The sequence below is a fragment of the Rossellomorea sp. SC111 genome (assembly GCF_024733565.1).
In the GTDB taxonomy this organism is placed as follows: domain Bacteria; phylum Bacillota; class Bacilli; order Bacillales; family Bacillaceae_B; genus Rossellomorea.
Map to the genome: position 1 here is coordinate 227,264 of NZ_JANIOC010000006.1, position 15,009 is coordinate 242,272.

Sequence of the window (15,009 nt, forward strand, 5' to 3'; positions counted from 1 at the left end):
AAAAGGGGTTCACCTTGAGGGTGAGCCCCTTCCTCTTTATTCAGTATACATATCATTGAATCAGATCATCCGATTGGATGTGCACAAATTGTTCTTGTGTTAAATGAAGGCATACGTGTAAACAACCTTGAATTCTTAAAGTGGATTTGCCATTTTGCTTAAAGGATTCATGTTGACTGATAAACGTGAAATCTTGTAGAAAATGTTCAATTGAATCACAGAAGGAATAATGACATTCATGATGAATAGTTGGTTCTTGGTTGTTTTCTGCCAGGAATGTGTATTCCCTCTTCTCACTCTTAGGGATATTAGGCGGAAGTTTCCAACGAGTGGGAGTGGTGTGCCTCCATTGAATCGGGATTTTGATAGAGTGGATAGAAGTTGTTTCCCCTGGATTTACATATTCTATCGAAGCAACAAGCGTCCCTTTCACAAACACAATCGCAGCAGGAATAGGAATATGCTTCTTAAGAGAGTGGATGGACCAATGTATGGAATGTATATGTTCAATTGGAAACGGTAATTCAACGTCTTCAAAGATGGCGACTTCAACCTGCAAAGTAGACAGTACAACGGGAATCTTTATTTTTAAAGACCGTAAGTCGGGTACCGAGGTTTCGCTCACATTTTCCAGCTGTTGCTCTGCTGAAAATAGTTCATTTTCGAAACGCTCTTTTAATGCCGTCAGACTTGGATGTTCATTCTCGACTTCCCCGATATTATCTTGATGTTCAATGATCGTTTCCCGCTCTGTGGAAATTTTTTTGAGAACCGAGGTTAGGGAACCAATGCAATGAACGAAATCAGTCTGTTTACTTTTCATCGGATTTGAGTTCTTTTCACAGTATATTGTTTCTAAGTAATGACTAAATGAAGGCTGGTGATTTTCTTCATGATCAAATTCAGGATTCGAATACAGCATTTCTTCTTCAACTGCAGTAGGGGAAGCGTCTTTGGAAATGCCATTTGGTTCGTGATCGTTTTCTTGGTCTTGATGGAGCTTTCTTTGTTCCTCCAGGTCTTCCTCGAGCATCATAAATATCTCTTCTCGGATCGACACAGGTTCATTTTCCTCTTCAGAATCCTCTATAATAACTTCTTTCTCCACGGAGGGAGAGATTTCTTTATATTCATCTGAAGTCGAATGGCCGTAGTTATTCCGGGTATCAGATAAATCATTTTCGGTGTTATCGGACTTCAAGTCCCCGTATTCCTCCTCATCTACAGACTCATCGGTTTTGCTCAGTATATTTTCTTGGTTTACTTCCATATCCATCACCTTAGGTGGAGGGAAAAACGTTGGCTGGGAATGAATTTTTTCCTGAGTTTCCTTGGGAAGGACTGTATCTTTTATGGGATTATTTTTATTCGACACATGACCTTGTAAGGAAAAATCGTGATTCTGAGTAAGGTTAAACAGAGAAAATGAAGGCGATTTCCGGCTATTTTTTTCATTTTCTTTCATGTTATCCATAAAATGGTTCTCTATATCATTATTATGTTCTTCTCTCATAATCATGGTGATCGGTGCTCTTCAACATCACACCTAATCATTTACCTCCTCTCTAAAATCAATGAATAGTCATAATCAGTCGCAATCATCATTGGTGGTGGAGGTAACCCGGATTTGTTGGTTCTGAAGGACTTTCACACAAATATCTATGACCATTTTCTCTTCGATTGTGCGGAAGTAGCCTTCTCCAATGGGACCAGAATGAGGGAGGGGACACCGGTCGATTGCTTCATCCCACTCGATGATTTTACTGGAAACTAATTCGCAGTAAGGTATTTCATTGTAATATTGATGACTTTCCTGATGGAATTGAGATATATCATGTGTTAGTAATTCATCTTTTTCCGGATACCCCGAAGGTAAGGGTTTCGAGATAAGGAAATCAAATTCCTGACGGTTATTTACTTCCGGCATGACGGGCATGGATAAGAAATGCTTTATGTCTGTCACACATTGAAAAGGTATATCTACAGTATAGGAGTGAAGATCTGAGGCAATCGAAGAAAGGGAAGTTTCTTCAATTTCTTTACAAGGGCTTGCATATTGAATGTTTTTTCGAACAAACCCTTTTACAAATAGTTTGTTAGTAGGGAGGAGAAGTCTGCACTGTGTTAATTTGATCGTTTTTTTAATATCTTTAATTTCCAAAACGGCTTCTGGAAAGGTAATGGTCGCATCTACATTTATTTCCAGTGACAGTTCAGCTATTACAACAGGAACTTTGGTCACAATTTTACCTATACTAACTTTTGGATGGTGACAATGGCTTTTACATTCATGGGGATGTGACGTTTCACTACATTCAGACATTTTATTGTGGTTATCAAACATTATGGGCCTCCTAAAGCAAGATAATGCCATCTTATGATTTAAATTGATAGTTGTTTGGGCCAAAGCCTATATGCAAAAAGATCAATGACTCGAGAATGATTTAGAACCACTTAGGAATAATGAAAAAAAGCACTGCCCCTACTGTATGCTAACAGTTGGGGCAGTGCTGATGATAATAGGGCGATGCTTATAATGCATTAATACGAACTTGCTGTTTTTGTAGTACTTTAACGGTAAAGTTGAGGGACATTTTTTCTAGCATATTGTAGAAATATCCTTCACCTACAGGACCATCAGCTACTCGATCTGTTGATTCATCCCATTCTAGGATGCTGCTTGAAAGCAATTCACAATAAGGAAGCTGATTATAGTATTGATTGCTGTATTGATGGAATTGGGAGATATCATTTGATAAATATTGATCTTTCTCAGGATAGCCTGTCCCTAAGTCTTGAGCTCTAAAGAAGTCAAATTCCTGCCGATTATTCGTTCTTGGAAGTTGGACCGGGGATTCCAGGGTAATTGTAGTCATACATTTAAATGGAACGCGGACCGTTAATGATTTAATGTCAGAAGATACACAGGATCCATCAAGTCCTGATCCTCCACATGGTGTAGCATATTGAATGTTCTTGCGCACATATCCTGATAGCAACAGGGGAAATTGTGTACCATCTTCACTGAAGTCGCCATTGCTGGTTGGAATCGTCATTAAACGGCATTGAACAATTTCAACCTTCTTTTTTACATCTTTGATTTCCATTACAGGTTCCGGGAATGTGATGTGTGCTTCAAGGTTACTGGATACACGATATACTCCTAAATCTACCGGTACATGGACAATTCTTTCTCCTGCCGGGGTAAGAATTGGGTTTACAGTTGTGTTGTCGCAGTGATCAAGTGATGCAGACTTATCCACATTCACACAATTTCTATTCTTATTATAATCACTCATTTTTTTTCCTCCTATATAATTAAACAATATTTAAACTACACTTTATAGTATGCTGACTGAATCTATTAAGAGTGGTTAAATGAATCAGTATAAGAGTGGAAATTTACGAGGGAAATTCATTTTAGTAGAAATAACTCACTTCCTTTTTTACGATATTGTCCTGAAAAATTTATGTCTGGGTACGTGCACAGATGTTTTCTATCCCGGCATAAGCTTTAAGGAAGGAGGAGGATATAATGGATAGGCATAATTATGCAGCTTTGGACTTGGGGAACAGCTTTTATAAAGCAATTGTTTCAACAAAAGGTGAAATCACGGAATATTTCATGCCAAATGCAATTGCTTTATTTGATGAAGAATTTTATGAGAAACCATATGACGATGAAGACGTTTTATTACAGGATAATTTGATTGTGGAAGTGAACAGTTCAGCGTTGCACGAGAAAAGAGATATCTTTTATATTGGTAAAGCAGCAGCGAGACAGCGTAATGTGAGTTTAACATCCTTTAATAATCAGAAAGTAGATGAAGATCGAACTTACACTCTATTATTCGGAATGTTGGCCCATCATGCTGTAATGAACAATCATTCTGATACAGATGTATCCTTTGAAATCGATCAATTGGCGGTCTCTCTTCCGACCACTCAGTATAAAGAGCGAAAAGATACGTTGAAAAGCCGTCTGATCGGGACTCATACAGTATATCTTCACAAAGTTCCAGGAATGATTGCTCCTAAAGAAATAATCGTAAGGCTCCATATTAAAGATGTCATTATCGGGGCCGAAGGAGCCTGTGCGTACCTGGCGTTAACACGGGATGATGAGACATTGGGAGTTAAAGACGAGGCTCTTTTACAGGACTCTGTCAAAGGAATCCTAATCGGTGACTTGGGAGGGGATTCAGTGGATTTTGTAGGAATCAAAAACAATAAGCCAGTGGCCTCCATCGAGGGTGAGCCTTTCGGGATAAACCAGTTTTTAGATCATATCATACAAAAAGTAAGTAAGTATGAGTTATACAAGTTCGACTCAAGGTCTGAGCTCGAGGAGAAACTGGTCGCAGGTCAATCCGAGTGGTATGTAGAACCATTCGCCGGTGTGAAAAAGGATATAAGTAAATATATCATTCCTCAGTTGAAATCACTGGCCATTAAATACCTGGAACATTTCGACCGGGTAAGAAATAGTTCCAATGAAATCAAAGGAGCGGTCAAATACATTGCAGTAGGTGGCGCCGCAAAAATAGCCGAATCCCATATTAGAGAAGCGGCCGTGAAATGGGCAGAAAGAGGACGCCCTATTGAATTATTCTTCCCGCCAAATATGGAAAAATTAAATGTGTCAGGATTAATGATCCTTGCAAAATTGAATCAATTAAAAAAGAATCCTGCGCATATTGAATATACTAAAAGCTAAAGGGAGATAGGTATGTCTAAGAAATATGCTGATTACTTTCAGGATACGATTTTAACAATCCCCGAGAGCTTCGTAAATGTTAAAACAGGGGAAACAAAAGCCATCACTTCAAAGGTTCAAGAGCAAGTCGCCTATCATGCCAAAAACAATACGTTGAATCATCTTGTTTTTTCTGCACTGCATGATTACCTGCACCACTCTAAACCGGTTCAAGTTAATAGACAATCAGAATCTGCCATATTAGATGAACTATTGGAATTAAAGAGATTGCTGCTTCCAAATGGAAATGATTCCTCCAAGAGCTTGAACGAATGCACGATCAAAAGTCCAAAAGAACTGGATCATACTTCCGTTGGAATGAAAGAAATTGACGATTTGCTTGAAGCTTTTGGAGGATGAAAAAGGTGAACGACTTTCGTTCACCTTTTTTAATTCGGATGTACTTATAAATGAACGGCAGGAAGGCATGTAATAGCACAGAAACAAGACAAGTCTACAGTTATACAAATTCCGGTTCCCATCAAGTCGTCCACACTTTTATGGTCGATCTGTTTACAAGGTGAAGAGAGTGCGCATTTACTTTCTTGAGGATGGTGGGAATCGCCCTTATGGTGGTCGGATTTAAATGTTAATAATTCAAGAGTCGCACATTTATGATCAAGATCTATTAACTTAAAGACGTAGGTCTCAATGCACTTAAAGTTTTTATTCTTTTTTGAATGACAATGATAGGTGGTAACACCAGTGCCCTTAAATGGCTCGCATCCACAATATAAGATAAAAGGGATGGTATTCTTTTTGGGTCTCTTTTTTTCACAAAGTAAATCTTCAATGGACTTTTTACACGAAGTATCACAACCATGGTCTTTTTTTACTTTCTTCTGAGCATCAAGGATTGCTTCTAAAACATCTTGGATACAATGGCTATAATGCCTGGAACGGGAATCCTGGCATTTGTGTTTCTGATACTCTTCATGGAAATAGGTGTCCTGGGCAGTTGATTTTTGACTATAACTCATTATTTAACACTCCTTTACAATTTACTACTAATTATCATACGTTCAGAAGGGAGTATTCGATTGAGCCTCTAGCCTAAAACGATAAAATAGATTTCATGTACATAAAAGGTATTTGATCATTGTATAGCGATCTGTGTATAGATGAATGTGTTTCTGTGTGTAGCCAAAAGGAGAATATATGCGTAATGATACAATCATCGTATAGTAGATTTGCTAGCTAATATAGGAATGAAACATTTTTCAACACTTAAGCGACTCTATTGTATGTAGGGTTGAAAACCTTTATACTATAGTAATGTGCAACAATGTATATCCTGTTAATTCGGCCGGCTTTATATATAGAAGAAAACGGTTTGGTTATAGAGGTAGAAAGGGGATTATTCATGAACGAAGAACAGCGGAAACATGGACAACAATCGAAGTCTGTATCTCCAGCAGACCAAAAATCTGATAAGGATTACAGCAAGTACTTTGAAAGTGTCTATATCCCACCATCATTAAAAGATGCCAAAAAGCGTGGGAAGGAAGAAATCCAATATCATAATGACTTTACCATCAGCGATCGATATAGGGGTCTTGGTGAAGGCAAGAAATTTTATATCCGGACATATGGTTGCCAAATGAATGAACACGATACAGAAGTCATGGCAGGGATCTTCATGGCACTCGGCTATGAAGCGACTTACTCGACAGATGACGCAGATGTCATACTATTGAATACATGTGCCATCCGTGAAAATGCGGAGAATAAGGTGTTCGGCGAGTTAGGACATCTAAAACATTTGAAGCGGGAAAAGCCTGATCTATTAATTGGAGTTTGCGGATGTATGTCCCAGGAAGAATCGGTTGTCAACAAGATCCTGAAAACCTATCAACAGGTGGACATGATATTTGGAACGCATAATATTCATCGTCTTCCTCAAATATTATCTGATGCTTATATGTCTAAGGCGATGGTCGTTGAGGTCTGGTCGAAAGAAGGGGACGTCATTGAGAACCTTCCGAAGGTCCGCCGTGGCAATATCAAGGCATGGGTCAATATCATGTACGGTTGTGATAAGTTCTGTACATACTGTATCGTGCCGTATACACGGGGGAAAGAAAGAAGCCGCCGCCCTGAAGAAATCATTCAGGAAGTCCGCCATCTGGCTGCACAGGGATATCAGGAAATCACTCTCCTTGGGCAAAACGTCAACGCATATGGTAAGGATATTGAAGACCTTCAGTATGGGTTAGGAGACTTAATGGATGATCTTCGTAAGGTGGATATTCCACGTATCCGGTTCACTACCAGTCATCCAAGAGATTTCGATGATCATTTAATCGAAGTGCTTGCCAAGAAAGGAAATCTGGTGGAGCACATTCATTTACCTGTTCAATCAGGTTCGACAGATGTTCTGAAAATCATGGCACGTAAGTATACCAGGGAACAATTCTTGGAATTGGTTGGTAAAATTAAAAAAGCCATGCCGGACGTGGCGCTTACGACGGATATTATCGTTGGTTACCCAAATGAAACCAATGAGCAATTTGAAGAAACCCTTTCATTATATAAGGAAGTGGGCTTTGAATCGGCATACACTTACATCTACTCTCCCCGGGAAGGTACCCCTGCGGCGAAGATGAGTGACAACGTGCCGATGGAAGTGAAGAAAGAACGTCTTCAAAGGTTGAATGCAGTTGTGAAAGAGTATTCTGCTGAAGCGATGAAGAAATATACAGGTCAAATCGTTGAGGTGCTTGTGGATGGGGAAAGCAAGAAAAATCCTGACATCCTTGCAGGCTACACAAGACGCAGTAAGCTCGTAAACTTCAAGGCTCCTAAAACAGCCATTGGGAAAATAGTGCAAGTAAAGATCACAGATGCCAAGTCCTGGTCATTGGACGGGGAAATGGTAGGAGAAGGTCAAATCGGAACAGAATTTCAAGAAGCGGTAGAGGTGAAATAATATGGCAAAGTATACAAAAGACGATATTATGAAGCGTGCAGAAGAGCTGGCAACAATGATTGCTGAAACGGAAGAAGTGGATTTCTTTAAGCGGGCGGAAGCCCAGATCCACGAAAATCAAAAAGTCCGTGAAATGATCGCCAGTATCAAGAGCTTACAAAAACAAGCGGTTAACTTCCAACACTATGGTAAAATCGAAGCCTTGAAAATGGTGGAGGCAAAAATTGAAAACCTTGAAAAGGAAATCGATGAAATTCCGGTTGTTCAACAATTCAAGGAATCTCAAACGGATGTGAATGATTTACTGCAAATCGTGGCTTCTGTAATTTCAAATAATGTGACTGATCATATTATCGAAACGACCGGGGGAGACATACTCCGTGGGGAAACAGGATCACACGTGAAAAACTCAGCCCCTGGCAGTTGTTCCTGATTCAGGGATTATATTAAATGCTGGATGATTTCAGTTCATAACGATCTATACAGGTAAGGGAAATTCCTTTCTTGTATAGATCGTTTTTTTGTTTGTTTTTTCACCATTCACGTATTGCGCATTCCGGCACATTCAATTGGGATTCGCATACAATACATTATCTAAGCAACAATCCCATTATGTAATAAAATTTACTCGCACAAACACCTAGATAGTCGCATAAGATGAATTGAAAATGAATGAGGAGGTTCGCTCGAATGGCAGAATATAGAGAGATTATCACTAAAGCGGTCGTAGCGAAGGGACGTAAATTTACACAGTCTCATCATACGATTTGCCCACCGCATAATCCATCGAGCATTTTAGGCTGCTGGATCATTAACCATCAGTATGAAGCACACAAAGTCGGAAAGAAGGTCGAAGTTCACGGTTATTATGAAATCAACGTATGGTACTCCCACAGTGACAACACGAAGACATCCGTTGTAACCGAGAGAGTAGAATATACAGATTGCATCAAATTAAAATACCGTGATCCAGACTGCTTAGATGACATTGAAGTATGTGCCAGAGTACTGCAACAGCCTAATTGCTGCGAAGCGGTCATTTCACCGAACGGTAACAAGATCATCGTTCACGTCGAACGTGAATTCCTGGTGGAAGTTATCGGAGAAACGAAAGTATGTGTCCTAGTGAATCCTGAAGGTTGTGACGATGAAGACTGGGATTGCGACTTGGATGATGAAGAATTTGAAGAGTTAGATCCAGACTTCTTAGAAGGCGACGAAGAATAATATTTACTAGGAAGACGGCCTCTTCCTAGTTTTTTTCTTGCAAATGGCAAGAGGGGTATGGATTAGAATACCGGGCATCTGGCCAGATGCTCTTTTTTTATGTGTGAAACCAATCACTAAGTCCCGGTGATTGGTTTTTTCCTTACCGTGAATCACATACGCTGACTCTTTTATTGTATGTTAAAATAAAAAAGAAATAAAACATACAGCCGGTAATGAAAGGATTTTTTATATGAAAAAGATTTTGGTCCTGGCAGAAAAACCTTCTGTCGGTAGAGATATTGCCCGAGTACTTCAGTGTACGAAAAATGGAAATGGATATTTGGAGGGAAACGATTTTGTCGTCACATGGGCCCTTGGTCATCTGGTGACACTGGCCGAGCCTGAAAGCTATGATGATCGATATAAATCTTGGAAGCTTGAAGACCTGCCCATGCTCCCATCCTCCCTTAATCTTGTTGTCATCAAGAAAACGGGAAAACAATTCAACACGGTCAAAGCGCAAATGAACCGCCCTGATGTAAAAGAGATCGTCATTGCCACCGATGCCGGTCGTGAAGGGGAGCTTGTCGCCCGTTGGATCATCGAAAAAGCCAGGGTGAATAAGCCGTTAAAACGTTTATGGATTTCATCTGTCACCGACAAAGCCATAAAGGATGGATTCAAAGGGCTCAAGGATGCGAAAGGCTACGAAAATTTATATGCTGCCGCCGAGGCACGCTCCGTTGCCGATTGGTATGTCGGGATGAACGCAACCAGAGCGCTGACGACCAAGCACAATGCCCAATTGTCTTGCGGACGTGTCCAAACACCGACGATAAGTATCATTGCCCAGCGTGAGGAAGAAATAAAGAATTTCACCCCACAATCTTTCTACGGGATACAAACTGTAACGGATAGAGGTACCTTTTTGTGGTCCAACAGGAAATCCAATGACTCGAGAACGTTTTCCAAAGAAGAAATCACCTCAATCATGGAGTCATTAAAAGGCAGGAAGGAAATCGTCATTCAATCAGTAAAGAAAACATTGAAGAAAAATTATGCACCTTCTCTTTATGATTTAACTGAATTACAAAGAGATGCCCATAAAATCTTTGGGTTTTCTGCTAAAGAAACGCTTTCCATCATGCAGAAATTGTATGAGCAGCATAAGTTAGTGACGTACCCGAGAACAGATAGTAAACATTTATCAAGTGATATGGTTTCAACACTTAAGGACAGATTGAAAGCGGTGAACGTTCAGCCTTACCGTCTGATGGCGCACAGAGCGCTACAGGGCGCTGTGCAATTGTCAAAAGCCTATGTAGATGATCAAAAGGTGACAGATCATCATGCGATTATCCCGACGGAGGAAACACCTTTCCTTCAGAAGCTACAAGACAGGGAAAGAAAAATATATGATTTAATCGTCAAGCGTTTCTTAGCCGTTTTCCTTCCGCCATATCAATACGAACAAACGACTGTAGAAGCTACAATCGGGTCGGAAACGTTTCAAACAAAAGGAAAGCGGATTGTAGAGTCCGGATGGAAAGAACTCTATGATCACAACACCGATGCAGACCAACTCCTTTCCAAAATGGAAGAAGGGGCTGCCTATCCGCTCCTCTCAATGAAAGAAACGGAGGGACAAACGAATCCTCCAGGCAGATTTAATGAGGGGACATTGTTATCCGCCATGGAAAACCCTAAGAAGTTCATGAAAGAAAACAATAAAGACCTGCTCGCTACGATTCATGAGGCAGGGGGGCTCGGGACTGTCGCAACAAGAGCAGATATTATTGAAAAACTCTTTAATTCAGGGGTAATAGAGTCAAAAGGGAAAGATATTCATATGACTTCAAAAGGGAAGCAACTATTGGAACTTGCTCCTCAGGAGCTAAGGTCACCTACTTTGACAGCGGTGTGGGAGCAAAAGCTTGAAAAAATCGCCAATGGATCCTTGAAGAAGCAGGATTTTCTGAAAGAAATCAAGGATTATACGAAAAAGTCCGTCAGTGAAATCAAAAATTCAACCAAAAAATTCACCCATGATAACCTGACAGGTACAAAGTGTCCGGACTGTGGGAATTTAATGTTAGAAATTAATAATAAGCATGGAAAGAAACTGGTATGCCAAGACAGGGAATGTGGTCACCGGAAAAATATCAGTAAGAAAACGAATGCCCGATGTCCGAATTGCCATAAACGCCTGGACTTAAGAGGAGAAGGGGAAGGGCAGACGTTCACCTGTGTTTGTGGTCATAGAGAAAAATTATCGACATTCAATGAAAGGAGAAAAAAAGAAAAGAATAGTAAAGCCACAAAAAGGGATGTCAATAAATACTTAAACACACAACAGAAGGAAGAGCCTGTCAATACAGCATTAGCTGATGCATTGGCTAAGTTGAAATTGGATCAGTAGCCTTTCCTGGGGATGAGTGCCTATTTTGGCAATCATCCCTATCTTTTATCATAATATATTGATAGAATATTTGTAATTATGAAAAAACGAGGTGGGATCAATGACATCCTTTACAATTGAAGAGTTTTTTGAGGCAATCGAAACGGGCGATAAAGCGGTAGTGGAACAAACGTTACGAAATGATACAAATCTTTGTAATGCAGAGAATGAACAAGGTTTAACCGCACTCGGGGTGGCGTCGCACTTTGATCAAAAGGAAATCGTGGAGCTCCTTCTGAATTTTGGTGCAGATATCAATTCCGTTTCCAATTCAAAGGTACCCTACATTCCTTCCAACACAGCTCTACATGCCGGAATCGCCGGAAAAGCATCGAAAGAATTAGTGGAGTTTCTGCTGAATCAGGGAGCGAATGTAAATCAAAGCGATTCATCAGGGCATACACCTTTACATATTGCTGCTTTCGATGGAAGCTCAGAAATTGTCTCTTTGCTCCTGGCTTTTGGAAACGGTCGAGTCATCCAATCAGAAGATATCCAATCTCCATTGGAGATCGCTACTGAAAGAAATAATAAAGATTTCTTGAGGGCTCATGAGAAATTTGAGAAAACGAAGATATAGTGTCAGATGAGGCGCATTCCCTAATGGGGATGCGTATTCTTTATATTGGAAAAATTTTTAGAAGGATTGTACGCGTTTTCATTGTTGGTTTGAAGGGTTTTATATAAAAACATTCCTCCTGATATATTCTGAAAAAATAATATTTTTAGAAAATTCTGTTGTTATTTGTCGTTTTTCGTATTAGAATAAACGTTAATTTCAATTGGAGAAGGGAGGACATCGTGATGCTCACATTTCTTGCATCCATCTGTATTCTGGTAGTTGGTTATTTCTTTTATTCAAAGGTGGTTGAAAAGATTTTCGGAGTCGATGATTCCACTATCACACCTGCATATGCTAAAAAAGACGGCTTGGATTATATGCCGATGAGCTGGTGGAAAGCAAGTCTGGTACAACTCTTGAACATTGCGGGATTGGGTCCGATCTTCGGGGCGATACTGGGTGCTTTATATGGTCCTGTGGCCTTTTTGTGGATTGTGATAGGAACATTGTTCGCTGGAGCAGTACATGATTATTTTTCCGGGATGCTCTCTCTGAGACATAATGGGGCACAGTTCCCGACAATCGTAGGGAAATATTTAGGGAAACCCGTTCAGTCCGTCATGAACATTTTATCCATCGTGTTAATGGTCCTTGTAGCGGCTGCCTTTACATCGGGTCCGGCGCAACTAATGGCAGAGGTGACACCGCTTAACTTTATGACCTCTCTGGTTATTATCTTTACATATTTTCTGATTGCAACAGTTTTACCGGTCAATAAAATCATCGGTAGAATTTATCCCATTTTTGGGGCGATACTTATATTTATGGCGGTAGCGATCGGAATCGGATTATTCTTCTTTGAACATCCGGTACCTAATTTAACATTTGAGAACTTGCATCCAGGCGAACTGCCATTATGGCCGCTCTTAATGGTCACGGTGTCATGCGGAGCAATTTCGGGCTTCCATTCCACTCAAAGTCCGATCTTGGCAAGGACCCTTAAACGGGAAAGTGAAGGTCGGAAAGTATTTTATGGGGCGATGGTAGCTGAAGGTATCATAGCACTTATCTGGGCTGCTGCTGGTATGGCATTCTTCAATGGAACAGGCGGTCTACAAGAAGCATTGGCTTCAGGAGGACCTGCAGGGGTAGTCAATGAAATAAGCAAAACGACCCTTGGGACTCTCGGCGGGATACTTGCAGTCCTTGGTGTCATCATTCTACCAGTGACGACAGGGGATACCGCCCTCAGATCCTCACGTATGATGCTCGCAGATTTACTGAGCGATTTTCGGAAGAAAGAAATACAGGGGAAATGGCTTCCCGGATTACTCGTCATCCCCGTTGCAGTACCTACTTTCCTGCTGACTCAGATCGATTATGCCTTTCTTTGGAGGTATGTGGGTTGGTCGAATCAAGTAGTAGCGACTGTCATGCTATGGACCGCTTCCATCTATTTATTGCAGAAAGCAAGATTCCACTGGATTTGCAGTCTTCCCGCACTGTTTATGACAGGAGTGGTAAGTTCGTATATTTTCTACGCACCGGAAGGATTCGGACTTTCTTATTCAGTTTCGATGGTCCTTGGAACAATCATCTGGCTTGCCGTATTGATCTGGTTTATTGGACAGGTATTAAAGTACAAACCAGAAAAACAGCAGTCACTTGAAATGAAATCAGTAAATTCATACCGTTAATCGAGGAACAGCCTTTTCATTTGAGGAGGCTGTTTTTTTGTGCATATTTAAAAACGTGTAGCTTCTTTTTTGCAAAAAAAATTAGAGAAATGAAGGATTGTGAACTTTGTCGATTAAAAACTGAATTTTTATAAGATTTGGACAAATTATTCTACAAATTTCGCGTGGTACGTATGATACCTTATGAGAAACGGACAGGATGGCTTAATGAATTGATTTCAATACATAATGACAAGTGATGAAGGTAGTTCGTGTTACACAATGTATAATGCAATCTATTTTGGTACGGGTTAAAATTAAGCGAAAATACTTAAAATTCAGAATTTATTCAGACATCAGTGAACTCTAGTATGTGTTTACATATGAAGCAAAAAGCAATGTAAGCGCTTACTATTTTATCAAAATCTTAGCGAAATGGGGGAATTGAAATGTCAGACTTGGTTACAATCGGCCTCATTCAGGCTTCTCATGAGGTGGATGGGAATGAAACGGTGGATGTCCATAAGGAGAATGCAATCAAAAAGCATGTGGAACTAGTGAGAGACGCAGCGAAAAAAGGGGCTCAAATCATATGCTTGCAGGAGATATTCTACGGGCCGTACTTTTGCTCAGAGCAGAATCCTAAATGGTATGACTCTGCAGAAGAAATCCCGAATGGTCCGACTACAAAACAATTCCAGGATCTTGCCAAAGAACTGGGTGTGGTCATCGTTCTACCGATCTATGAGCAGGAAGGAATAGCAACCTACTATAATACGGCAGCTGTCATCGACGCAGATGGATCTTACTTGGGTAAATATCGAAAACAGCATATTCCCCACGTGGGGGTCGGGGAGGAAGGATACGGGTTCTGGGAGAAATATTATTTCAAACCGGGAAATCTTGGGTATCCGGTATTTGATACGGCTTATGCCAAGGTAGGGGTCTATATTTGTTACGACAGGCATTTCCCTGAAGGAGCACGCTTATTAGGATTGAAGGGGGCAGAAATTGTCTTTAATCCGTCAGCGACCGTAGCGGGGCTTTCCGAATACTTATGGAAACTTGAACAGCCTGCTCATGCAGTGGCAAATGGGTACTATTTGGGAGCCATCAATCGTGTAGGGTATGAAGGTCCCTGGAATATGGGTGAATTCTATGGCCAGTCCTATCTGGTCGATCCAAGGGGCAGCTTTGTTTCGATTGGGAGCAGGAATCAGGATGAGGTGATCATCGGGGAGATGAATAAAAAGTTATTAAGGGAAGTGAGGGATACATGGCAGTTTTATCGTGACCGGAGACCCGAGACGTATAACGATATGACTGCTTTACTTCCTTAACCAAGCTGGAACCGGTGTTTATATTCCTAAGGAGTGCTCAAATCTTTGATTCATTAATCGGAAATGAAGAGGGGGAAGT

13 protein-coding genes are annotated in these 15,009 nt (G+C 40.5%); 9 read left to right on the forward strand and 4 right to left on the reverse strand.

Annotated features, from left to right (window positions below; translation table 11 throughout):
- Positions 1-52 precede the first annotated feature (52 nt).
- The 3 genes from NQ095_RS10095 to NQ095_RS10105 form a co-directional block, all read right to left on the reverse strand.
- Complete coding sequence (locus NQ095_RS10095) at positions 53-1,270, reverse strand: hypothetical protein (protein WP_258263336.1); 1,218 nt, start codon at positions 1,268-1,270, stop codon at positions 53-55.
- A 318-nt stretch (positions 1,271-1,588) separates the two neighbouring features.
- Positions 1,589-2,344: a CsxC family protein gene (locus tag NQ095_RS10100; RefSeq protein WP_258263337.1), complete on the reverse strand. Its 756-nt coding sequence runs from the start codon at positions 2,342-2,344 to the stop codon at positions 1,589-1,591.
- Between the two features lie 187 nt (positions 2,345-2,531).
- Positions 2,532-3,299: a CsxC family protein gene (locus NQ095_RS10105; RefSeq protein WP_258263338.1), complete on the reverse strand. Its 768-nt coding sequence runs from the start codon at positions 3,297-3,299 to the stop codon at positions 2,532-2,534.
- 236 nt (positions 3,300-3,535) lie between these two features.
- Between NQ095_RS10105 and NQ095_RS10110 the strand changes: the two genes are divergently transcribed.
- Together NQ095_RS10110 and NQ095_RS10115 are read left to right on the forward strand one after the other, a co-directional pair.
- Complete coding sequence (locus NQ095_RS10110; RefSeq protein ID WP_258263339.1) at positions 3,536-4,717, forward strand: ParM/StbA family protein; 1,182 nt, start codon at positions 3,536-3,538, stop codon at positions 4,715-4,717.
- Between the two features lie 12 nt (positions 4,718-4,729).
- The gene (locus tag NQ095_RS10115; RefSeq protein WP_258263340.1) at positions 4,730-5,116 is read left to right on the forward strand and encodes a hypothetical protein; all 387 of its coding nucleotides are present in this window, start codon (positions 4,730-4,732) and stop codon (positions 5,114-5,116) included.
- A 44-nt stretch (positions 5,117-5,160) separates the two neighbouring features.
- Here the strand turns inward: NQ095_RS10115 and NQ095_RS10120 are convergent, their stop codons facing one another.
- A complete protein-coding gene (locus NQ095_RS10120) occupies positions 5,161-5,736 on the reverse strand; it encodes a CotY/CotZ family spore coat protein (protein WP_258263341.1) in 576 nt (191 codons plus the stop codon).
- A 383-nt stretch (positions 5,737-6,119) separates the two neighbouring features.
- Between NQ095_RS10120 and miaB the strand changes: the two genes are divergently transcribed.
- The 7 genes from miaB (at position 6,120) to NQ095_RS10155 (ending at position 14,930) form a co-directional block, all read left to right on the forward strand.
- Positions 6,120-7,685, forward strand: a complete 1,566-nt coding sequence (gene miaB / locus NQ095_RS10125; protein WP_258263342.1) for a tRNA (N6-isopentenyl adenosine(37)-C2)-methylthiotransferase MiaB — start codon at positions 6,120-6,122, stop codon at positions 7,683-7,685.
- Position 7,686: 1 nt separating this feature from the next.
- Positions 7,687-8,118: a YlbF/YmcA family competence regulator gene (locus NQ095_RS10130; RefSeq protein WP_258263343.1), complete on the forward strand. Its 432-nt coding sequence runs from the start codon at positions 7,687-7,689 to the stop codon at positions 8,116-8,118.
- A gap of 257 nt (positions 8,119-8,375) precedes the next feature.
- Complete coding sequence (locus NQ095_RS10135; protein WP_258263344.1) at positions 8,376-8,912, forward strand: outer spore coat protein CotE; 537 nt, start codon at positions 8,376-8,378, stop codon at positions 8,910-8,912.
- A 232-nt stretch (positions 8,913-9,144) separates the two neighbouring features.
- Positions 9,145-11,313: a DNA topoisomerase III gene (locus NQ095_RS10140; RefSeq protein WP_258263345.1), complete on the forward strand. Its 2,169-nt coding sequence runs from the start codon at positions 9,145-9,147 to the stop codon at positions 11,311-11,313.
- Between the two features lie 100 nt (positions 11,314-11,413).
- On the forward strand, positions 11,414-11,932 hold the full coding sequence (locus NQ095_RS10145; protein ID WP_258263346.1) for an ankyrin repeat domain-containing protein: 519 nt from the start codon (positions 11,414-11,416) through the stop codon (positions 11,930-11,932).
- Between the two features lie 224 nt (positions 11,933-12,156).
- Positions 12,157-13,611 carry a carbon starvation CstA family protein gene (locus NQ095_RS10150; RefSeq protein WP_258263347.1) on the forward strand — a complete coding sequence of 485 codons (1,455 nt, stop codon included), beginning with the start codon at positions 12,157-12,159 and terminating at the stop codon, positions 13,609-13,611.
- Between the two features lie 428 nt (positions 13,612-14,039).
- Positions 14,040-14,930 carry a nitrilase-related carbon-nitrogen hydrolase gene (locus NQ095_RS10155; RefSeq protein WP_258263348.1) on the forward strand — a complete coding sequence of 297 codons (891 nt, stop codon included), beginning with the start codon at positions 14,040-14,042 and terminating at the stop codon, positions 14,928-14,930.
- Positions 14,931-15,009 lie beyond the last annotated feature (79 nt).